18 protein-coding genes are annotated in these 21,074 nt (G+C 71.0%); 9 read left to right on the forward strand and 9 right to left on the reverse strand.

The window, feature by feature from the left end; genetic code table 11:
* Positions 1–78 precede the first annotated feature (78 nt).
* Both ACY3FI_RS02250 and ACY3FI_RS02255 read left to right on the forward strand, forming a co-directional pair.
* Positions 79–1,740 carry a hypothetical protein gene (locus ACY3FI_RS02250; protein WP_462549106.1) on the forward strand — a complete coding sequence of 554 codons (1,662 nt, stop codon included), beginning with the start codon at positions 79–81 and terminating at the stop codon, positions 1,738–1,740.
* On the forward strand, positions 1,740–2,876 hold the full coding sequence (locus tag ACY3FI_RS02255) for an acyltransferase family protein (protein ID WP_462549107.1): 1,137 nt from the start codon (positions 1,740–1,742) through the stop codon (positions 2,874–2,876). Before ACY3FI_RS02250 ends, ACY3FI_RS02255 begins: the two co-directional genes overlap by 1 nt.
* Here ACY3FI_RS02255 and ACY3FI_RS02260 read toward each other — a convergent pair.
* From ACY3FI_RS02260 to ACY3FI_RS02270, 3 genes are read right to left on the reverse strand one after another with little or no spacing between them, the layout of a single operon-like run.
* Positions 2,791–3,690, reverse strand: a complete 900-nt coding sequence (locus ACY3FI_RS02260) for a glycosyltransferase family 2 protein (RefSeq protein WP_462549108.1) — start codon at positions 3,688–3,690, stop codon at positions 2,791–2,793. The genes ACY3FI_RS02255 and ACY3FI_RS02260 overlap by 86 nt on opposite strands.
* The gene (locus ACY3FI_RS02265; protein ID WP_462549109.1) at positions 3,687–4,775 is read right to left on the reverse strand and encodes a polysaccharide pyruvyl transferase family protein; all 1,089 of its coding nucleotides are present in this window, start codon (positions 4,773–4,775) and stop codon (positions 3,687–3,689) included. The genes ACY3FI_RS02260 and ACY3FI_RS02265 overlap by 4 nt, the downstream gene beginning before the upstream one ends.
* A complete protein-coding gene (locus ACY3FI_RS02270; protein WP_462549110.1) occupies positions 4,772–6,220 on the reverse strand; it encodes a tyrosine-protein kinase domain-containing protein in 1,449 nt (482 codons plus the stop codon). Before ACY3FI_RS02270 ends, ACY3FI_RS02265 begins: the two co-directional genes overlap by 4 nt.
* Positions 6,221–6,295: 75 nt before the next feature.
* Here ACY3FI_RS02270 and ACY3FI_RS02275 point away from each other — a divergent pair, with 75 nt between their 5' ends.
* From ACY3FI_RS02275 to ACY3FI_RS02285, 3 genes are read left to right on the forward strand one after another with little or no spacing between them, the layout of a single operon-like run.
* Positions 6,296–7,678: a hypothetical protein gene (locus ACY3FI_RS02275; RefSeq protein WP_462549111.1), complete on the forward strand. Its 1,383-nt coding sequence runs from the start codon at positions 6,296–6,298 to the stop codon at positions 7,676–7,678.
* Positions 7,663–8,262 carry an arsenate reductase/protein-tyrosine-phosphatase family protein gene (locus tag ACY3FI_RS02280; RefSeq protein WP_462549112.1) on the forward strand — a complete coding sequence of 200 codons (600 nt, stop codon included), beginning with the start codon at positions 7,663–7,665 and terminating at the stop codon, positions 8,260–8,262. Before ACY3FI_RS02275 ends, ACY3FI_RS02280 begins: the two co-directional genes overlap by 16 nt.
* Positions 8,259–9,401, forward strand: coding sequence for a glycosyltransferase (locus tag ACY3FI_RS02285; RefSeq protein WP_462549113.1), 1,143 nt, complete (start codon positions 8,259–8,261; stop codon positions 9,399–9,401). The genes ACY3FI_RS02280 and ACY3FI_RS02285 overlap by 4 nt, the downstream gene beginning before the upstream one ends.
* Before the next feature lie 33 nt (positions 9,402–9,434).
* On the opposite strand, the gene ACY3FI_RS02290 is transcribed toward ACY3FI_RS02285, so the two are convergent.
* Entirely contained in the window at positions 9,435–10,556 is a 1,122-nt protein-coding gene (locus tag ACY3FI_RS02290) for a glycosyltransferase (protein WP_462549114.1), read from the reverse strand.
* Positions 10,557–10,617: 61 nt separating this feature from the next.
* Between ACY3FI_RS02290 and ACY3FI_RS02295 the strand changes: the two genes are divergently transcribed.
* From ACY3FI_RS02295 to ACY3FI_RS02305, 3 genes are read left to right on the forward strand one after another with little or no spacing between them, the layout of a single operon-like run.
* Complete coding sequence (locus ACY3FI_RS02295; protein ID WP_462549115.1) at positions 10,618–11,064, forward strand: DUF3060 domain-containing protein; 447 nt, start codon at positions 10,618–10,620, stop codon at positions 11,062–11,064.
* Positions 11,065–11,092: 28 nt separating this feature from the next.
* On the forward strand, positions 11,093–12,616 hold the full coding sequence (locus tag ACY3FI_RS02300; RefSeq protein WP_462549116.1) for an oligosaccharide flippase family protein: 1,524 nt from the start codon (positions 11,093–11,095) through the stop codon (positions 12,614–12,616).
* Positions 12,613–13,482, forward strand: coding sequence for a glycosyltransferase family 2 protein (locus ACY3FI_RS02305; RefSeq protein ID WP_462549117.1), 870 nt, complete (start codon positions 12,613–12,615; stop codon positions 13,480–13,482). Before ACY3FI_RS02300 ends, ACY3FI_RS02305 begins: the two co-directional genes overlap by 4 nt.
* 18 nt (positions 13,483–13,500) lie before the next feature.
* Here ACY3FI_RS02305 and ACY3FI_RS02310 read toward each other — a convergent pair whose 3' ends face one another.
* Complete coding sequence (locus ACY3FI_RS02310; protein ID WP_462549118.1) at positions 13,501–14,646, reverse strand: class I SAM-dependent methyltransferase; 1,146 nt, start codon at positions 14,644–14,646, stop codon at positions 13,501–13,503.
* Between the two features lie 138 nt (positions 14,647–14,784).
* Between ACY3FI_RS02310 and ACY3FI_RS02315 the strand changes: the two genes are divergently transcribed.
* Complete coding sequence (locus tag ACY3FI_RS02315) at positions 14,785–16,758, forward strand: autotransporter outer membrane beta-barrel domain-containing protein (RefSeq protein WP_462549119.1); 1,974 nt, start codon at positions 14,785–14,787, stop codon at positions 16,756–16,758.
* A 64-nt stretch (positions 16,759–16,822) separates the two neighbouring features.
* Here ACY3FI_RS02315 and ACY3FI_RS02320 read toward each other — a convergent pair whose 3' ends face one another.
* From ACY3FI_RS02320 to dnaK, 4 genes are all read right to left on the reverse strand, one after another.
* Positions 16,823–17,233, reverse strand: coding sequence for a heat shock protein transcriptional repressor HspR (locus ACY3FI_RS02320; protein WP_462550392.1), 411 nt, complete (start codon positions 17,231–17,233; stop codon positions 16,823–16,825).
* A gap of 124 nt (positions 17,234–17,357) precedes the next feature.
* On the reverse strand, positions 17,358–18,359 hold the full coding sequence (locus ACY3FI_RS02325) for a DnaJ C-terminal domain-containing protein (RefSeq protein ID WP_462549120.1): 1,002 nt from the start codon (positions 18,357–18,359) through the stop codon (positions 17,358–17,360).
* A gap of 23 nt (positions 18,360–18,382) precedes the next feature.
* Positions 18,383–19,030, reverse strand: a complete 648-nt coding sequence (locus ACY3FI_RS02330) for a nucleotide exchange factor GrpE (protein WP_462549121.1) — start codon at positions 19,028–19,030, stop codon at positions 18,383–18,385.
* A gap of 2 nt (positions 19,031–19,032) precedes the next feature.
* Positions 19,033–20,895 (reverse strand): molecular chaperone DnaK, encoded by a 1,863-nt coding sequence (dnaK, locus tag ACY3FI_RS02335; protein WP_462549122.1) that lies wholly within the window; start codon positions 20,893–20,895, stop codon positions 19,033–19,035.
* Between the last annotated feature and the right edge of the window lie 179 nt (positions 20,896–21,074).

Below are 21,074 nucleotides of genomic sequence, written 5' to 3' on the forward strand. Positions count from 1 at the left end.
GGCGCGGGGGAACGGATCGCAGCTGTCAGACATTCGAACGTCTCCCGCAGGGCGCGCGCGGGACGCCACGATCGTGGGATGACCAAGCCTCGTCTCGCGGTTCCACCCGTCCGGCCGTCCAGGAGCCATTCCCGCCCGACGGGCCGCACGAGCCGCTGCGGGCGGCGCGCGGCAGAGATCACGCTCGCGCTCGGCATCGCCGCCGTCTCGCTGGCCGACGCGCCGCCCTCACGCGCGATCGGGGAGCTGTCCGTCCGGGTCGCCGGCGCGACGTCGTTCGTCGGGCCCGGGCAGCCGGTCGAACTCTCGGTCGTCGGTTGCCCGGCGGGCGGACGCTCCTGGACCGTCACGGACGCGGAGGGGCGGACGACCGCCGACGGGGAGGGACCCGCGTCGGATCCGCTCCGGGTCCCGGGCACCGCGGCCGCGGGCCCGGGGATCTACCGCGCGACCGTCAGGTGCGGAGACCGCTCCGGTTCGATCCGCTTCGTCCGTGCCTCCGAGGCGCCGACGACACGCGATCCGCGGTTCTCGCTCGCCGTCAGCGGGAGCCCGGGGCCGGCCGCTTCCGCGCGCGCGACCTTCGACGTCCTCGGGGCCGGCGGGCACCGGCAGGACCTGCAGTGGGGCACGGTCGAGAAGCGCCCGGGGGTCTTCGACTTCACGCCGGTCGATGCTCGCGTGGACCAGTGGGTCGATGCTCCGGGAGCGGCGCCGCTCTTCGTGCTCGACTACGGGAACGTCGCGCACACCGGGGGACCGTCGAACCCGCCCGACGTCACCATCCCCGCGCAGCGCGCCGCGTGGGAGCGTTTCGTGCAGCGGACGGTCGCCCACATGCGGGACCGCCATCCCGATGCCGATCTCTCCTACGAGGTGTGGAACGAGTGGACGAACACGCACGGCACGCTCCCCGCCACACCGGAGGCCTACGTCGCACTCGCCGCGGTGACCTTCGATGCCATCCGCGGTGCCGACCCGCGTGCCCGGGTCGTCGGGCCGGCGGCGAACGCGGTCTCCGCGCGGGAGCGTGCATGGTTGCAAGGGTGGTTCGATGCCGGGGGCGCTCGCTTCGTCGACGCGATGAGCATCCATCCGTACGACGAGCCCTGGTCTCCGGACGGATGCCCGGCGACCACTCCGTGCATCGAACGTGCCCTCGACTGGATCCGTACCGCCGCCTCGGAGAACCCAGGGCCGGACGGCCGACCCGTCCCGATCTGGATCAGCGAGGTCGGGTGGCCCACCGCCAACCGCAACAGCGTGCCCGAGCTCGACCTCGCGGCGTTCCTCGTGCGGACCAACGTCCTCGCGGCCCAGGCCGGTGTCGACCGCGTGTACACCTTCGAGATGTCGACACCGGACGGCCCTGAGCCCGACGGCTCCCGGCGCGCGTTCGCACTCGTCGAGGGAGTGGAGACCGGGTACGAGCCCAAACCCGCAGCCGCCGCATGGCTCACCATGCAGCGGCACCTCGCCGGGATGCGCTTCGCTGCGGCGTACTCCAGCAGCGGCGGAGCGATCCGCCAGGTCCGGTTCGATTCGCCGGACGGACGGCGGCACGTGCGCGTCGTCTGGCAGACCGAGGACCGCTACACGACGCGGCAGGCCGTGGTGGCCCTGCCGTCGAGTGGCACACTCGTCGAGCCCTACGGGGCGACGAAGACGGTGACCGCGCGGAACGGGCGGCTGACGATGACCGCGACCTGGGCGCCGCGCTACGTCGTGTGGGAGGACTGATGCGCCTGGTGCAGCTCGACGGACTGCGCGGCCTCGCGGTGTTGCTCGTCGTCGCCGGTCACGTCGCCGAGTCCGTCGTGCCGTACGGCGGGGTGGTCGGCGTGACCACGTTCTTCGTGCTGTCGGGGTTCGTCATCACGCGGGCGCTGCTCGACGAGGCAGAGAGCAACGGGCGGATCGCGCTCGGCGCCTTCTGGATCCGGCGTGCAGCACGACTCCTCCCGGCGTGGATCGCGATGACGACGGTGACCGTCGCGGCGGTCCTGGTCCTCCACGACCCGATCGCAGACGACCTCGGGCGGGTCCTGGCGTACGTGACGACCTACACGGGCAACGTCGCCCGGGTCATCGGTGTCGATGCCGGTCCGTTCGAGCACACCTGGTCCCTCGCGGTCGAGGAACAGTTCTACCTCGTCTGGCCGCTGCTGCTCGCCGGAGTCCTCGTGCTGTCGCGGCGTCGCACACGTTCCGCCGTCGGGCTCCTCGTCGCCCTGATCGGCGGCGCGCTCGTGTGGCGCGCCCTGGCGACGGTCATCGCGCCGTACGACCACCTCGCCTACTCGCTCGACACCTGTGCTGCTGCGCTGCTCCTCGGAGCGGCCACCGCCATCGCGCGGCGGACCGGCTACCTGGAGCACCTGTCGCCGAAGCAACACGTCCGCCCGTCGCTCGACTGGCGCCGATGGGTCGGGGCCGGCGCGGTGGCCGGTCTCGTCGTCCTCGCCACCTGCACGCTGCTCGTGGGTCCGGGGTCGCTGCCCGGAGCAGCGCGCTGGGTCGAGAGTGCGGCGGTCCCGGTCGCCGCAGCGGCGATCGCCTGCGCGGCTGCCGGCAGGGTCCGCGTCCTCGAGGTCGGGCTCGCGCGGTGGTTCGGTACGGTCTCGTACGGACTGTACCTGTGGCACTACCCGCTGCTGCGTCTCCGCCCGTGGGGGGTCGAGACGACGGGCCCGATGCGGCTCGGGTTGGCGGTCGTCGCCATCGCGGTGGCTGCGGCTTCGTGGTACCTCCTCGAACGCCCTGTGCTCCGCGCCGTCCGGCGGCGCATGGTCAGGGCTGGTGGTCCCAACCCCACGACCACCCCTCGACCCGTCCCCGCAACTGCGTCCACTGGAACACCGCCTCCGCGGGCTTGAGCTGTGCGGCGCGGACCACGACGCCGCCGGCCGAGCGGAGGGTCCACCGCAGCATCTCGCCGCGCAGACGGTGCTTCCGGAGGGCTCTGCCGAACCCGCGGTTGTACCGGAGGGCCTTGGCGAGCGCATCGCGGCGTTCCATGCCGGTCCGCCAGTCCTCGTGCTCGACGAGCAGCTGCGGCTCGTACCGGATCGTCGCGCCGGCCGCGATGGCCCGGACCACGAAGTCGTACTCCTCCGCGGAACCGAACGGGGTCGGAGCGCCGGTACCGAGTCTGGTGTCGAAGAGCCCGACCTGCCGGACCGTCGCTGCTCGGAAGAAGAGGCCGGAGCTGCTGACCGTGTACGGGAGGAGGGCCGGGGTCAACGTCGCGGGGACGCGTGACCAACGGAGCATCGTGTCGCCGCCGTCCCCGGTGACGAGGCGCGCGGCGACGCCGTCCGGGCCGTTCGGCTCGCTCAGCATGCGGTCGACCTCGACGAGCACTCCCGGCGTGTAGGCGCAGTCGTCGTCCGGGAACGCGACGATCGCTCCTCTGATCCGCCGCAGTCCGACGTTGCGCCCCGTGCTGACCCCTCGTCCGACCGGATCGTGCACGTGCTCGGCACGGCCGGCGGCCACGAGCCCGGAGACCACGGCTGCGCAACGGGGTACCGGATGCTGTTCGACCACCGTGACGAAGCAGTCGGCCCCGTTCGCGACGACCGCGTCGATGCAACGAGACAGGTGGTCGGGCGACCGGTTCGTGCTGATGACCAGGTGGAAGCGGTGGGGCCGTTCATCCGGCGTGGTCGCTGCTCCGTCGAGCGTCACGCTGCGGCTCCTTCTGCGGACGGTGCCTGCGAGGGTGGGAGCATTGCCGCGTTGAGGTCGGCGGTGCCGCGCAGCCAGGCGCGGAGTCTCGCCGACACGTCCGCGAGGACCGTCTGGAGCTCGTCGACCCGCCGCGCGACCGGCGCCGTCTGCTCCGCCTGTCGCAGGGCGGCAGCGAGGTCGCTCGTGTCACTGTCGACACCGACCGGGCACGTCGTCCCGGTCACGCTCATCCAGAAGTCGTCGCACTTCGATGCGTAGGACAACGGGACCGTCGGGAGGCCGAGCGCCACCGATGGCACCACGCCGTGCAACCGTTCGGACACCACCATGCTGCAGCCGGCGAGCTCCTCCATGGTTGCGTGCACAGCGCCCGGGACGTACTCGTGCACGCGCGCCTCGACCCCCACCCGCGCGGCGAACTCGCGCGCGGTGGTGCGATCGGCCGAGGACAACGCGAAGGCGACGACCTGGTCCGCCCCGGACGCCTCGGCGTGACCTCGTACCGCGGCCGCGACGGTGTTGAGGTCGAACCGAGAACGAGGGTCGCTGCCGAGCGCCACGCCGATGCGTCGCGGTCCGGTCGCGGGTTGCACCGGTCGGAGTCGCGGGTAGAGCAGCGCGGGATCACCGATCACGCCGGTGGGTGCGAGGTGCTCGCTGACCTCCCGCGCGGTTGCCGGGCCCCGGACCCCGAGCAGTCGGAAGTCGCGCAGTGCTCGCCATGCGGCCCAGTCCTGCGGCTGATGGTTCGTCGAGTAGGTGTCACTCGCGACCGCGGCTCCGAGGCCCGTCCCGACCACTGCCCGCGCACCGAAGGCGCGGTGTGCGCGTGCCGCGTGCTGGGACCAGGACCGGAAGCCGACCGTCGTGCCGCCGCCGAGCAGGACGATGCGTTCGGTGCCGGCGACGCGGGCCCGGTGCCGGAGGAAGGTCCCGAACCGACGTCCGTAGTCGCGGCGTTCGAGCGGCGCCTGCACGTCGAGCGGGTCGTCCAGCGCCGCGCTCCACGTCGCGTGGAGCAGGTCGTCGCCGAAGTTGCCCTGGCCCTGCCAGCCGAGGTAGACGATCGAGCGGTCGGTCATGCTGCGGTTCCTCCGGTCGGGGCGGTGCCGGGCGAGCCGGGCGGGAACCGGCGCGCGCGGGAGACGCGGCGCGGACTCTCGCTCACCGGCGTGGTGGCTTCGTAGTTGTAGTAGCTGGTGCCTCGGCGCTTCGCCGGGACACGGTTGAGCGCGATCCCGAGGAGCCGGACGCCGACCTGGTCCAGCCGTCCGATCGCCTCCTCGATCTCGGACCTGCGCACCCGGCCGTCCACCGCGGCGACGAGCACGACGCCGGACGACATCGCACCGAGTACCGCCGGGTCCGTGACCGGCAGCAGCGGCGGTGCGTCGACCACGATGTGGTCGTACCGCTGTCGCAGTTCGGTGAGCAGCGCCGCCATGCCGCCCGACCCGAGGAGCTCGCTCGGGTTCGGCGGTACGCGACCAGCGGCGAGGACGTCGAACGGGGCGTCGCCGCCGAGGGGCTGGATCGCGTCGTCGAGTTCCACCTGGCGGGACAGGACGGTCGAGAGGCCCACCCGGCTCTCGATGCCGAGCACCGTCGCCACGGTCGGACGGCGCATGTCCGCGTCGACGAGGACGACCCGTGAGCCGTTCTGCGCCAGGACCAACGCGAGGTTGACCGCCGTCGAGGACTTCCCCTCTCCCGGGGTCGCACTCGTGATCACGATGCTCTGGGACGTCTCACCGTCGAGGTTCGTGAACGACAGGTGCGTCCGGAGCTGTCGGAACGCCTCCGCGCGCGTGCTGTACCGGTTGCCGCTGTCGACGAGGGGGTGGTCCTGCGGGTCCGCCACCGGCAGCTCCGTGAGGATGCTCGCATCCGTGATCTGGCGGAGCTGCTCGACGGTCCGGAGACGGTTGTCGAGGACGGTCCGCAGCAGCGCCTGTGCGAGACCGAGCGCGAGTCCACCGAGCGCCCCGATCGCGAGGTTGACGGTCGTCCGCGGCGTGTAGGGCAGCGCGGGCGGGATGGCTTCCTGGAAGACCGACAGGTGCACGATGCCGGCCGCGTCCTCCTTCGTCCGTTCGACCTCGTCGATGCTCGCGATGAGTTCGTCGGTGACGGCGTTGGCGATCGCGGCGGAGCGCTCGGGGGCGGGGTCGGTCGCCGTGATGGTGATGAGGACCGTGTCGGGGGTCGACTCTGCCTGCACCCGTGAGGCCAGCTCGCCCACGTCGGCCGGGTCCATCCCGAGCGCCTCGGCGGCTCGTCCGAGCACGCGCGGAGTCGACGCCAGCTCGGTGTACGACTTCACGCGCGCCGCGGAGAAGGTGTTGCCCTGCGAGAGGTCCGCGGCACTGTCCCCACCGGCGACGGACACGAACACGGCGCTCGAGGAACGGTACTGCGGTGTCTGTGCGGACGTGACGCCGGCGGCGGTCACCACCCCGAGGAACAGCACGAGTGCGATGGACCTCCACCGGCGACGCACCACTTCGAGGAACTGCGACAAGGTCATGGGCTTCCGATCGGGTCGAGGGTGTGTGATACTCATATTACCCAATATGAAATTCCAGGACAACCCGGAGACGCCGTGACCATCCTCGGAGCCGTGCTCGCAGCCGTGCTCGTCGTCGCTCTCGTCAGGCGGCGAGACGCCACCGGCTGGGTGCTCGGAGTCACGGCAGCGCTGCCGTACTCGACCGCTGCCGTGGTCGCGGGGAACGGCATCCCGCTCTTCAGCGCTGCGGGCCTCGTGGCTGCCGTGCAACTGCTCCGCGCTCCACCGGTGGGCACGCGCCACTGGTCGGCCAACGCGTTCGCCGTGTTCCTCGTGTGGTCGGTCGTCATCACGGCCGTCGGGCCCTGGTGGTTCGACGGGACCCGCGTGCTCTCGTCCCGAGGCGGTCTCGACCAGCAGATCCTCGACCCAGACCGACTGGCCTACACCACGAGCACCGTCGCGCAGCTCGCCTACCTCGGGGTGTCGGCCTGTGTCGTCGTGCTGCTGGTGCGCCGCCGGACGGGCCCGGGGGTGCTCGACGTCGCGTTCTCCGTCGGGACGGTGACGAGCGCGGTCCGTGGGCTCGTCGCGCTGGCCGGAGGGGACCGTCTCGGGTTCCTCTTCGACACCAACCCTGGCGTCGCGTACAGCTTCCTGGTCGACGGTGCGCGGCTCCGTGGGGTGTTCAGCGAACCGAGTGAACTCGCGGCCTTCGCGCTCCCGGCACTCGTGTGGTTCACGGTGTCCGCGACCCGTTCGTCGGGACGGGAGGCTGCTCTCCGCTGGATCGCCGCGGTGATCGCCGCGGTCGATCTCGCCCAGGCGTCGTCGGGCACCGCAGTCGTCGCGTCCGCCCTGGTCGTCGGGGGCGGCGCGGTGGTGCTGTTGGTCCGCTACGTCCTCCGGGGTGGCCGTGGCACGCCGTGGATCGTGCTCGGTGCCCTCGTCGTGGCCGTCGTCGTGCTCTGGGCGGGCGACGCGCTGGCCCAGCCCGTGGCCGCGATCGTCCACGAGAAGATCGGGAGCCAGTCGTACGACAGCAGGACCGGCGGCGACCGGTTCTCGTGGGGCGTCCTCGTACAGTCCTGGGGGCTCGGGGTGGGGGTCGGAGGCAACCGTCCGTCCTCGTTCGGGCTCTCCTTGCTCTCCTGTGTGGGCGTCCCCGGGACCATCGCGTTCGCCGCACTGCTCGGTGGGGTCCTCGTCGCCGCGTTGCGGAACCCCTCGACGGTCGCCGCAGGCTCGGCGCTCGTGGCGCTCCTCGTCGCGAAGGTCGTCGGGACCCCGGACCTGTCGACGCCCGTCCTCTGGCTCCTCATCGCGGCCTGCGCGGTCCCGGCATGGCAGTCGGCCACCGACCCGCGCCAGAGGAAGCCGGCACGGCTCGCGCCCCTGCGCCTCGATCCCATCCGGTCCGACCGGAACGGTCCGACCCTCACGAACCGAACGGAGCTCGCATGCCCTCCATCCTGATCGTCTGCGAAGGCAACGTCTGTCGATCGCCGTACGTCGAGGGCGTCCTCCGCGATCGGTTGCACGCCGCTGGCGTCCAGGACCTCGTCGTCCGCAGCGCCGGTACACGTGCACGGCCCGGGCTGCCCATGGCCGAACGATCGGCCTCGGCACTGGTCCGCGCGGGCATCCGGCCGGCAGCCTTCGCCTCCTCTCCGCTCGACGCCCGACAGATCCGGTCGTCCGATCTCGTACTCACGCTCGAGCGTGCGCACCGGGCCGACCTCCTCGACCTCGTGCCGTCCGCGTTGCGCAAGACCTTCACGATCCGTGAGTTCCACCGACTGGTCGGACCGCTCGTGACCGCGGGCCGGCAGACGCGACCCGACCGGGGCCGGGAGGAAGCTTGGCGGCAGCTGCCCGCGCTCCTCACCGAGAACCGCCGCGCCACGGTCGACGATCCCGCAGACGACGACGTCGCTGACCCCGTGCGTGGGGCCAGCGAGGAGTACGCCGAGTTCGTCGACCGCGTGACGCCCGGGATCGAGTCCGTCGTCCGGTTCGCGCTCGTCGCGGCGGCGTCGCAGCGGGGACCTGCCGCATGAGCGGGCGGGGACTGCTCGTCCACGAGTGGATCGAGCCGCGTGGCGGAGCCGAACGGGTCCTCGACGCCCTCGCTGACTCGTACCCCCAGGCCGACATCGCGTGCCTCTGGAACGACGCGCCAGACCGCTACCCTGACCGGCCCGTACTCGAGAGCGTCATGGCGAAGACGACCCTGCGCAACCGGAAGGCACTCGCGCTCCCGGCCCTCCCGTTGGTCTGGCGGGCGGCGACGCCCGCGCGTGGCGACTACGACTGGGCGATCGTCGGTTCACACCTGTTCGCGCACCACGCTCGTGTGCCTGGTGTGACCGCACAACGGCAATTCACCTACGTGCACACGCCCGCGCGGTACCTCTGGGATCGCGAACTCGACCAGCGTGGCTCGCACCCGCTGGTCCGCACGGTGGCTCCGGTGTTCCGTGCAATGGACCGCCGTCACGGTGCCACGCTCGAACACGTCGCCGCGAACAGTGCGTTCGTCCGTGACCGCATCCGAGCCGCCTGGGGAGTGGACGCCCGGGTCATCCACCCCCCGGTCGGCGTCGAACGACTCCAGGCGGTTCCCGACTGGGCCTCGGTGCTCGCTCCAGCGGACGAGGCGACGCTGGAGGCCCTGCCGGACGGGTTCGTGCTCGGCGCATCGCGCTTCGTCGGGTACAAGCGGTTGGACGTGGTCATCGCGACGGGGCGCGCGACCGGGCGGCCCGTCGTCCTCGCCGGCGGCGGCCCGGCCGAGTCCGCCCTCCGCGCGCTCGCCGCCGAGGCGCACGTTCCGGTCCACTTCGTCATCGACCCCTCCGACGCGCTGATGGCAGCACTGATGCAGCGTGCTGCCGTCTACGTCTTCCCACCCGTCGAGGACTTCGGCATCATGCCCGTCGAGGCGATGGCGCTCGGCACGCCCGTCGTGGTCAACGGGACGGGAGGCGCGGCGGAGAGCGTCGGCGACGGTCGCTGGGGCGGAGTGCTCCGCGATGAGGACCCGGCATCCCTCCGCGCAGCCGTCGACGCGGCATCGGCGGTCGACCGGGATGCCCGGGTCGCACGTGCCGCAGCGTTCTCGACGGCCGCGTTCCAGGAACGGATCGCCGCGTGGACGGGGTTGAGCGGCTCCACTCGGAGGCGGACGGGCCCCTGAGCCCTGCGCCGTTCCCGGGGCCGGAAGGGCCGGTCAGGCGTGACGACGCAGCTGGCGCTCGACGGCCTCGACGATCTCCGGGAGCGCGTACTTCCGTGCGGCCCGCCGTGCGGCCGCCGCCATGGGGACCCGGACGTGGGTGTCCTGCAGCTTCACCATGGCGTCGGCCAGCGCATCGACGTCGCCCGGGCGGACGAGCAGGCCGGTGCGGCCGTGGTCGAGGATCTCGGCCGGTCCGCCGGCGTCGGATGCGATCACAGCGCGTCCGGCGGCCATGGCTTCGACGACCACCTGCCCGAACGGCTCAGGACGGATGCTTGCGTGCACGACGACGTCGACGGCTGCCAACTCGTTCGCGATCTCGGACCGATGTCCGCGGAAGTGCACCCGTCCCTCCAGGTCGAGGTCCGCGACGACCTGACGAAGGGCCCGTTCGTAGGCGCGGTCACCGTCGAAGAGCGCTCCGCCGACGATCCGCAGGGTCGCGTCCTCCGGTAGACCCCGTTGCGCTGCCGCCGAGAAGGCGCGGATGACGGCTTCCTGCCCCTTCCACTCGGAGAGGCGGCCGATCATGCCGAAGGTGAGTGGTCCCTGGTGGGTGTCGACCGGTCCGATCGCGGCCGGGCACCCGATCACCGTCGCTCGTCGACCGGTCCGGCCGAGCGACATCCGGGTCGTCTCGGAGTTGGCGACGAGTCCGCGCGGGAGCATCGCGAGCGCCGCACGGAGGGTCAGGGTGTCGGACCACCGACCGCTGGCGCCCACGAGGTCGTGCACGTGGGCGACGGACGGCACGCCGGCCATCCGTGCCGCGAGGCCGCCGTAGACGTGCGCCTTCGCAGAATGGGTGACGGCGACGTCGATCCGGCGCTCACGGAGCACGCCGGCGAGCCGCTGGGCGGCCGTCGCGGTACCTCTGAGCTTCGCGGGGAGTCCCCGACGATGGCTGGCGCCGTGTGCGCGGAGCGCTTCGCCGACCGGGACCACGAGCCACGGGACCCCTGCTGTCTCCAGCATCTCCCGCAGCGGCCCGTCCTCACCGAGGACCACCAGGGGCGACGTGGCCATCGATGCGGCCGCGACACGGAGCACGAACAGCTCTGCTCCGGACGGTGCAGCGCTGTGGCTGAGATGAGCGACTCGCAAGGATGACACCCTGCTCATGGTAGCATTTGAAATACAGAACGGGATATCTTCCACGAGAAAGCTGGTCATCATGTTCACCCCCACCCCTCTCTCCCGCATGCTCGCCGTCGCGCTCGGCGTCGTCGCCCTCGCCGCGTCGCTCTCGGGGTGCAGAACGGGCAACGACGGTCCGGAGCCGTCGCGCAGTCCCTCTCCGACCGCGAGGGACGACCGCTTCGTCGCCCCGCCGGCCGACATCGCGAAGGTCGACGCGAAGTGCGTCGACGGCTCGGCGACCGTCAACGCGAGCAACGTCGACGTCACGCTCGGTGACTGTGCCAAGGTCCGCATCACCGCGAGCAACAGCGTGGTGCACCTCGGCAACGTCGAGGACCTCGTCGTCGCCGGGTCGATCAACGACGTCGTCGCCGACGAGGTCGCGAGTGTCCACGTCACGGGGAACGGCAACCGGATCACCACCGACGGCGCGGCCGAGCACTCGGGCAAGGGCACCGACAACGTGTTCCGGACCCGCTGACCGGCTGCGTACGACGATCCGATCGGGGATGGACGTGCAACGAACCGGGTCCGCCGACTGGGCGGGTGAGGTCGCGCTCGGGTCTGCTGCCGCACGGAGCGGGGTGACAGCGGCCGTCGGATCCGGTGTCCGCTTCGTCGTCCAGTTCGGCGGGGCGGTGGTCATCGCTCGTCTGCTGGGGCCGGCCGAGTACGGGTTCGCGGTCGTCACCGTCGTGGTGGTCGGTCTCGCCGAGCTGCTCCGGATGGGCGGCGTCGCGACGGTCATCACCCGTGACCGGACGCTCTCCGACGGAGCGGTCGCCGGACTCCACCGGGTCTCGATCGTCGTCGGCGCGCTGCTGTCGACGGTCGCCGTTCTCCTGGCCGCGGTCGTCACCCGCTCCACGGGCTTCCCGAGCGCGACGATCCCGCTCGCCGTGCTCGGGCTCGTGTTCGTGATCGCTGGCGTGTCCGCCGTCCCCGGCGCACTCCTCGCACGCAACCTTCGCTTCCGCGCGTTGGTGCTGATCGAGGCATCCGGGATGGCGCTCGGTGTCCTGGCGGGGTCGGCGACCGCGCTCAACGGCGGGGGCGCACGAGCCCTCGTCGTCCAGGCGGTCGTCGCTGCCGCAGCCACCGGTGTGGGGATCGTGGCGGTGTGCCCGTGGCGTCCGGGACGACCGGAGTCCCTCCGCGCGGTGCGGGGTGCCCTCGGGTTCTCGGCGAGCACGTCCTTCGTCCAGGTGGTCACGTTCTGCTCGCGCAACGTCGACCGTGTGCTCGCGGGGATCGCCGGCGGGCCGATGGTCGCCGGGCTCTACACGCAGGCGTCACAGCTGCTCGTCCTGCCGCTCGACCAGTTCGGCGGCGCACTCCAGCGGGTGGCGGTCCCCGTACTCGCTCGAGTCGTCGACGACGTCGGTCGGTTCCGGCGTCTCTACCGGAAGCTGGTCATGTTGCTCTGCGCTGTCCTGTGGCCGGTGTTCGCCTCGCTCGCTGTCCTCGCACCCGACCTCCTCGAGGTCGTGGTCGGTGCCGAGTGGGTACCCGCGGCGATGATCTTCCGGATCCTCGCGGTCGCAGGTCTGGCCCAGGCCGCCGGGTACGTCTCGACTTGGATCTTCACGGCGTCCGGCCAGGCAGCCAAGCATCTCGCCTGGACGCTCATCAGCCGGCCGGTGGTCGTCGTCGCCTGCGCGATCGGAGCGTCGTGGGGGGCCCAGGGTGTCGCGCTGGCTGGGGCGCTGTCAGCTGTCGCGTTGGTCGTCCCCGGGTTCCTGGCCGCCGGGCGGGGAGTGGGGCTCGGCATCCGTGACCTCCTCCTGCCGCTCGCCGTCCCGTCGGTGCTCATGGTCGCGGTCGGGTCGGCCGCGTCGGTCGTCACGGCGATGCTCGGTGACGCACCCGCCGTGGTCACGGTGGTGCTCGGCGCGGTCGTGTCAGTCGTCGTGTGGGGCGCCGTCACGGCCGTCGTTCCCGTCACACGCCGCGAGTTCCGCCTCGTCGTCGCGCTGCTGCGTGAGCGTCAGACGGATGTACGGGTGGCCGAGACGACAGCGGCCGTGCGATGAGCGGCACTCCACGCGTCTCGGTCGTCATCCCGGTCGGTCGGCCAGTTCCGGCGCTCGTCGAGCAGCTGACCGCACTGGCCGGCTCCCGCGCCCTCGGACCCGCCGAGCTCGTCCTCGCTGCGAACCACGCCGTCGAACCGGTGCGGGGGGCGTGCGCCCGCGTGGAATGGCCCCTCGGCTGGACGACACGGGTCGTGGACGCGACGCACCGTCGTGGTCCGAGCTACGCGCGCAACGTCGGCTGGCGGAGCGCAACCGGGAACGTCGTCCTGTTCTGCGATGCAGACGATCGCGTCGAGCCGGACTGGGCCGCTGCCATGGTGCGCGCCGTCACGGAGCACGGGATCGCGGGGGGCCGGCTCGCGTACGACCTGCTGAACCCGCCCGCGCTCGGACGCCGTGTCACTGCTTCGACCGACGCGCTCCCCGTGAAGTTCCACCACCTCCCGTACACGCCGAGCTGCAACCTCGGGATGAGTCGGGCGCTGCTCGAGGCAACCGGTGGATTCGACGAATCCCTCCGGTGCGGAGAGGACATCGATCTGTGTTGGCGTGCGCGGGAGCGGGGTGTGGAACTCGTCTTCGTGCCGGAGGCGGTGGTCCAGTATCGTCTCCGCGCGTCCCCCCGAGACACGTTCCTGCAGGCGGTCCGCTACTCCTCGGACGACGCGGCGCTGCTCCGGCGGCACCGTGCCGTGGGCGCGCGCTGGGGCATCGACGACACCGTGCGCGAGGCGGCAGCTCTGGCCAAGGCGCTCGCCCTGGTCGGTGGTGCGCCGCAGCGGAGGATCACCGCAGCGGCGAGGACGGGGGCGTTCTGTGGTCGTCTGCACGGGTCGGTCCGGTATCGGGTGTTCGCGCTCTGAGCAAGAGCGTTCGCGCGGTCAGACTGCGCGGGAAGCGGTCACCGTGAACTTCGGGGTCCGCACGACCTCGCGGGTCGTGCCGACCACGCGTTCCAACGTGGGCCGGTACCGCAGGTGCGAGTTCCAGACGCACCACAGTTCTCCTCCGGACTGGAGGATCGTGGCGGCGTTCCGGAACATCGCCTCGGCGGTGTCCGTGGTCACCGTGGTGTCCGCGTGGAACGGCGGGTTGCACAGCACGAGTTGCGCAGAGCCCTCGGCGAGTTCATCGCCGGCGTCGGTGCGGACGACCTGGACGCGGTCCGCCACTCCGTTCGCCACGGCAGTCGCCCGTGTCGATGCAACGGCCATGGCCGACACATCCGTCGCGACGACCTTGATCCTTGGTCGACGTCTCGCGATCGCAGTTGCGATGACCCCGTTGCCGCAGCCGAGGTCCACCGCCGTCCGAGCCGTCGGGACGGCGAGGTCCATCGCCTCGAGCAGCACCCGCGTGCCCTGGTCGAGCGAGGTGCCAGCGAACACCCCGCCGTGCGCGACGAGGGTCATCCCGAGCTCGTCGACGTGCACGGATCGCGGCCACGGGTTCATGGTGTCTGCCCGTACGGCTGCCGCCCGATGTGGATCCTGGGCGATGAGCAGACGTGACTTGCCGCGCCCGCGCGACGCCGTGACCTCGCCGAAGTACCGCCGGAGCACGTCGTTCTGCGACAGGTTCATGTGCTTCGACACCCCGCCGCAGAGCAGCACCACGTCCGGAGCGGCCCATCGTGCGATGGCACGTGCGACCTCGTCGAGTCGGTCGTTCGACTTCGAGAGCCGCAGCAGCACGAGGCGGACGTCGCGGAAAGCGCCCTCGAACGAGTCCGGGTGGTGGAAGCCACGTCGCCCGAAGGTCCCGGCGTTGGCCTCGAGCGCACGCACGCCGACGAGGGAATCCTGCACGACTCGCACGTCCGACGCCCCGTGCACCGTGATCGCGCCGAGGGTGAGGACGCCGTACCGGTCGTCGACCACCGCGACGTCACCTGGCTGCCGGAGCGCGTCCCCGTGGACGTGCGGCGCCTCGTCGAGGATGAAGCGGTCGGTGCCGTCGATCGCGATCAAGTCCGGCGCGTCGGCGACGCGGCGCCGGAAGAGATCGGCGAAGTCGATGGCGGGCATCCGCTCAGGCTAGCCGCTCGTACTCGGACCGTCGTAGGCATCGCGTTCGGAAGCGTCTCAGGCGTTCCTGGCGAGTATTTCAGATGTGAGCGCAGGGGAATCGAGCGCTCCACTCCGCACACATCGAAGGAACCCCGTATGAAACGACCCACTCGTGTCCTGACCGCATCCGGCGTGGCCGCCGCGACGTTCATCGCCGGCCTCGGACTCACCGGGGGAAGCGCCTTCGCCAGCCCGTCGGCGGCAGCGCCGCATGCCTCCGCTCCCACCGCATCGACCTCGACGGCCTCCACGATCACGACGACCGTGCCGGACACGATCGCTGGCACGACCTCCGGCTGGTCCACCTTCACCCTCGGCGTCAACACCCGCGGCAGGGCCACCGTCACCGCCCCGACCGTTACCCGCATCGCCGAGGTGAAGGTCGCCGGCACTGGCGCGCCGGTCCCGTTCACGATCTCCGACGACGGCCGCACCGCCGTCAACGACGACGACAACGCCTTCAACTCGTCCTGGCGCCGCATCCTCGTCCGGCTCGCCGTCGACGCCACCGCCACCGCCGGCACCACCCTCGACGACGGGTCGATCGCCATCGCGAAGAACGGCGCAACCCTCGCCGAGGGCACCCTCGCCGTCCACGTCGGCGCGCCGTCCGCGATCACGACGAGCGTGCCCGACACCGACGCCGGCACCACGTCCGGCTGGTCCACCTTCATCCTCGGCCAGAACGTCCGCGGCAAGGCCACCGTCACCGCCCCGACCGGTACCCGCATCGCCGAGGTGAAGGTCGCCGGCACTGGCGCGACGGTCCCGTTCACGATCTCCGACGACGGCCGCACCGCCGTCAACGACGACGACAACGCCTTCAACTCGTCCTGGCGCCGCATCCTCGTCCGGCTCGCCGTCGACGCCACCGCCACCGCCGGCACCACCCTCGACGACGGCTCCATCACCATCACCAAGAACGGCGCCGTCCTCGCCGAGGGCACCCTCGCCGTCCGCGTCACCGGCTCTGCCGTCGTCCCGGTGACGGCGACCGCCGCGTTCGACCAGGGCGACCCGCTTGCGCCGGCGACCGTCCGCGGCACCGGCACCGACGGCGCCGAGGTCGTCGTCCGCAACGGCGCCGGGGACGAGGTCGGGCGCGCTGAGGTGCATGACGGCGTCTACAGTGTGCCCGTGGCGCCGGAGCACGCGACCCCGGGTGTGAACACGTTCACCGTGGAGCAGGCCGTCGCGGGCGGTGCGACAACGACGGCGTCCACGACGCTCGACTACGGTGCGGCTGCGGCCCCGGCGATCACCTCCCCGGCGGACGGCGCAGAGTCGAAGGACCGGACGATCACGTTCACCGGTACCGGCGCCGCCGGCGCCCGCGTGCAGCTCGGCGACGACGACGGAGCGCTCTCCGAGGTCGCCACGGTGAACGGGGAGGGCCGCTGGACCCTCGAGACGAACCGCATGCTCCTTCCCGCGGAACACCGTGTCCGTGCCGTCCAGACCAGCAAGGGCGGCCTCACCACCGACACCGACGTGACCGTCGATCAGAAGCTCCTCTGGGGCGGCATCCTCTCGCCGAACACCGTGCACGAGGCACGTCCGGAGGTCCACGGCATCGCCACGGCCGGCGCCACGGTGGAGTTCCGGGACGACCAGGGCAACGTCTACGGCACCACGACGGTCGGCCAGGACTACGAGTTCCGGCTGCGCTTCACCCGCGACCTCAAGGTCGGATTCACGCAGCTGGTCCTCGTGCAGCACCTCAACGGTGCGTCGACCTTCGACCTCGTCTCCATGACGTACGAGCCGGGCGCTGAGCCCGGTCCTGGCGACGCACCCGCCGAGAGCGAGATCGTGGCGACCTCCCCGATGAGCGGGTCGACGGTGCCGAGCACGCCCCGATCGATCGCCGGCACAGCGCCGGCAGGTTCGACCGTTGCCCTGGTGCGCGGTCCGGAGCTCCTCGGCACCGGTCTCACGAACGCCGAAGACTGCTTCAAGATCTACGTGTTCGGCGACCTCCAGGAAGGTCGCAACGACATGCAGCTCGTTGTCACGACCCCCGACGGTGAGACGTTCCGGCAGGACTACACACTCACCCTCGATCGCTGACCAGCAGCGGACACGACGAAGCCCCCACGACTCCGTGAGTCGTGGGGGCTTCGTCGCTCGCGGCTCAGCGGGGGCCGCGGTAGAGCACGATCTGCGTGTTCCGCTGCGGCCGCGACCCCGCCTTGAGCGAGATGGCCGCACCGGTCGTCGTGGCGGCGAACACGCGCGCGCCCGGACGGTTGATGAGCTGATCGGCCAGCGCGGTCTCGAGCTCGCTCACCCGGGAGCGCAGCGCGCGGTTCTCGTTCTCGAGTTCCAGCACACGCCGGACGCCCTCGAGCGACACACCCTCGCTGCCGAGGCGCGCGATCTCACGCAGCTGCGCGACGTCGCGCATGGAGTAGCGGCGCGAACCGCCGCGGGTGCGCCCAGGCACGACCAGGCCGAGCCGGTCGTACTGCCGCAGTGTCTGCGGGTGCATCTCGGCGAGCTCAGCCGCCATCGCGATCGCGAAGACGGGCGAGTTCTCGTCCATGTCGGTCATCGAGCGCTCCTTCCGTCGTCCGCGTGGTCCTGGAACCAGTCTGGAGGAACGGTGCGGCTTCCTGACGGAGCCGCACCGTTCCTCCAGGCCGGTGTTGTTGCTGCAGCACGCGCAGCTAGCTGCGCGCCTTTGCGAGGAGGTCCTCGCGCGGGTCCTCGTCCGGAAGTGCGTCGCGCAGGGCCTCGACGGCCTCGCGCTGCTTGTCGGTGAGGTGTGACGGCACCGCGACCTGCACGGTCGCGAGCAGGTCGCCCGTCCCCGTCTTGGTGGTGACGCCACGGCCCTTGACGCGGAGGACGCGACCGGACGGCGTTCCCGGCGCGACCTTCAGCTTGACGGGCTCGCCGCCGAGGGTCGGCACCTGGATCGTCGCACCGAGCGCAGCCTCGACGAACGTCACGGGGACGTCCACACGGAGGTTCTGCCCGTCGCGTTCGAACACGGGGTGTTTCCGAACGGTGACCGTGACGACCAGGTCGCCCGCGTCGCCGCCGTCGGGCGAGGGCTCGCCGCGACCGCGCAGCCGGATCTTCTGCCCGTCTGCGACGCCCGCCGGGATCCGGACGTTGACCGGACGACCGTTGCCCTGCGACAGCTTCACGGTGTCGCCGGTGATGGCCGTGGTGAAGTCGAGGGTCGTCGATGCCGTGACGTCGCGACCCTTGGTCGGACCGCCGAAGCCGCGGAAGCCACCGGAGGGCTGGCCGAAGCCGCCACCAGCGCCCCCGCCGAACATGCCGCCGAGGATGTCCTCGAACCCGCCGCCACCACCCTGGCCGAAGCGGACGCGCTGTCCGCCACCGCCCTGATTGAACATGCCCCCGAAGACGTCCTCGAAGCCGCCCTGGGCACCCGGGCCACCCGCGGTGAAGCGGGCGCCCGAGCCCATGGCGCGGACCTGGTCGTACTCCTGGCGCTGTTCCTTGTCGGAAAGCACCGAGTACGCCTCGCTGATCTCCTTGAAGCGGGCCTCGGCGGCAGCGTCGCCCGGGTTGGAGTCCGGGTGGAACTGCCGCGCGAGCTTCCGGTAGGTCTTCTTCAGCTCAGCGTCGCTCGCCGTCTTGTCGACGCCGAGGACCTTGTAGAAGTCCTTGTCGAACCAGTCCTGACTGGCCATGAATCCCTACCTCCTCCCCGCGATCAGGCCGGGACCGCCACGGCGACCTTGGCCGCACGGAGCACGCGGTCACCGAGCTTGTAGCCCGGCTCGACGACGTCCGCCACGGTCTGGCCGGTGGCACCCGGGGTGGGCAGCTGCACGATCGCCTCGTGCACGTTCGGGTCGAAGGGCTCGCCCTTCTCGCCGATCTGCACGAGCTTGAACTTCTCGAAGCCGCCGCGGATCTTCTGCCCGATGACCTGCATGGGACCCTCGGCGAGGTCGCCGTGGGCCTCGGCACGGGTGAGGTCGTCGAGCGCCGGGAGCAGTGCCCGGACGACCTCGGCGATGACGGCGTCGCGATTCGCCTCACGGTCGCGCTCGACGCGCTTCCGGAAGTTCACCAGCTCGGCCTGCGCGCGGAGCATGTCGGCACGCATCTCGGCGACGAGGTCGCGGTCCGCGGTGGACAGCTTGTCCTCCTGGATGCCGCGAGCGGCGTCGGCGAGGAGCGCTTCGTCCTCCGGTGAGAGGTCGTTCGCTGCGTCGGCCGCGGCGGGGCCGTCCGTCGGGACTTCGACGTCCGGTCCCTCCGCTTCGATGAGGTCCTCGGGCTCGGCTGCGTTCGTGGCGTCACCCTCGACCTGGGGTTCGTCCTCGTTCGGCACGTTGTCCTTGGGGTCCGTCATCGTTACTTCTTGTCCTTGTCGTCCTCGTCGTCCACGACCTCGGCGTCGACGATGTCCTCGTCGTCCGCCGGCTGCTCACCGGCAGGCTGCTCGCCACCGGCCGCGGCGCCCGCGTCCTGCTGCGAGTAGATCGCCTGGCCGAGCTTGCCCTGCGACTCGTTGAGCTTGTCGAAGGCCGCCTTCACGGCGTCCTCGTCCTCGCCCGCGAGCGCCGACTTGAGGGAGTCGACGTCACCCTGCACCTCGGACTTGACGTCCGCGGGCAGCTTGTCGTCGTTCTCCTTGATGAGCTTCTCGATCGAGTAGACGAGCTGCTCGGCCTGGTTGCGACGCTCGTTGGCTTCGCGACGGGCCTTGTCCTCGGCCGCGTGCTCCTCGGCTTCGCGGACCATGCGCTCGATGTCCTCCTTCGGCAGCGAGGAGCCGCCGGAGATGACCATCGACTGCTCCTTGCCGGTGCCCTTGTCCTTGGCGGACACGTGCACGATGCCGTTGGCGTCGATGTCGAAGGTGACCTCGACCTGCGGAACGCCACGGGGAGCCGGGGCGATGCCGGTCAGCTCGAAGGTGCCGAGCGGCTTGTTGTCGCGGGTGAACTCACGCTCGCCCTGGAAGACCTGGATCGCGACCGACGGCTGGTTGTCGTCGGCGGTCGTGAAGGTCTCACTGCGCTTGGTCGGGATCGCGGTGTTGCGGTCGATGAGCTTCGTCATCAGGCCGCCCTTGGTCTCGATGCCGAGCGGCAGCGGGGTGACGTCGATGAGCAGGACGTCCTTGCGCTCGCCCTTCAGCACGCCGGCCTGGAGCGCGGCGCCGACGGCGACGACCTCGTCCGGGTTGACGCCCTGGTTCGGCGACTTGCCCCCGGTCAGCGACTTGACGACCTCGGCCACGGCGGGCATGCGGGTCGAGCCGCCGACGAGCACAACGTGGGCGATGTCGTTGACGCTGACACCGGCCTCCTTGATGACGTCGTTGAAGGGCTTCTTCGTGCGGTCGAGCAGGTCGGAGGTCATCTGCTCGAACTGTGCGCGCGAGATGGTCTCGTCGAGGTTGAGCGGGCCGTCGGCGGTCAGCGTCAGGTAGGGGAGCTGGATGCTCGCCGACATCTGCGACGAGAGCTCCTTCTTGGCCTGCTCAGCAGCTTCCTTGAGGCGCTGCTTCGCGATCTTGTCGGTCGACAGGTCGACGCCGTGCTCGTCCTTGAACTTCTTGACGAGGTGGTCGACGATGCGCTGGTCCCAGTCATCGCCGCCGAGGCGGTTGTCGCCGGAGGTCGCGCGGACCTGGATCGTGGAGAAGTCGTCGTCCTTGCCCACCTCGAGCAGGGAGACGTCGAACGTGCCGCCACCGAGGTCGAAGACCAGGATGAGCTCGTCTTCCTTGCCCTTGTCGAGGCCGTAGGCCAGCGCGGCGGCGGTCGGCTCGTTGATGATGCGGAGGACGTTGAGGCCGGCGATCTCACCGGCGTCCTTCGTCGCCTGGCGCTCGGCGTCGTTGAAGTACGCCGGGACGGTGATCACCGCGTCGGTGACGTCCTCGCCGAGGTACTGCTCGGCGTCGCGCTTGAGCTTGCCGAGGGTACGGGCCGAGATCTCCTGCGGCGTGTACTGCTTGCCGTCGATCTCGACCTTCCAGTCGGTGCCGATGTGGCGCTTGACGGAGGCGATGGTGCGGTCGACGTTCGTGACCGCCTGGCGCTTCGCGGTCTCGCCGACGAGGACCTCGCCGTCCTTCGTGAACGCGACGATCGACGGCGTGGTGCGGAGGCCCTCTGCGTTCGCGATGACGGTGGGCTCACCGCCCTCGAGAACGCTGACGACCGAGTTCGTGGTGCCGAGGTCGATGCCTACTGCACGTCCCATGTGTTGGTGCTCCTTCGGTTGGGGTGCTGTCTTGCTAAAGCCTACGCGGAGTTGCGTCCGCTGCACTCAAGTTTACGCTTCAGCTCACGGGTGTCAAGGCGCGGCGAGGCGAAGTTGCGTCGGAGCGACGCAATTCCAGCGAGAGTACACATCGCACTCATGAGGAAATCAGACTGCTC

The sequence above is a fragment of the Curtobacterium sp. RM9 genome (assembly GCF_054956955.1).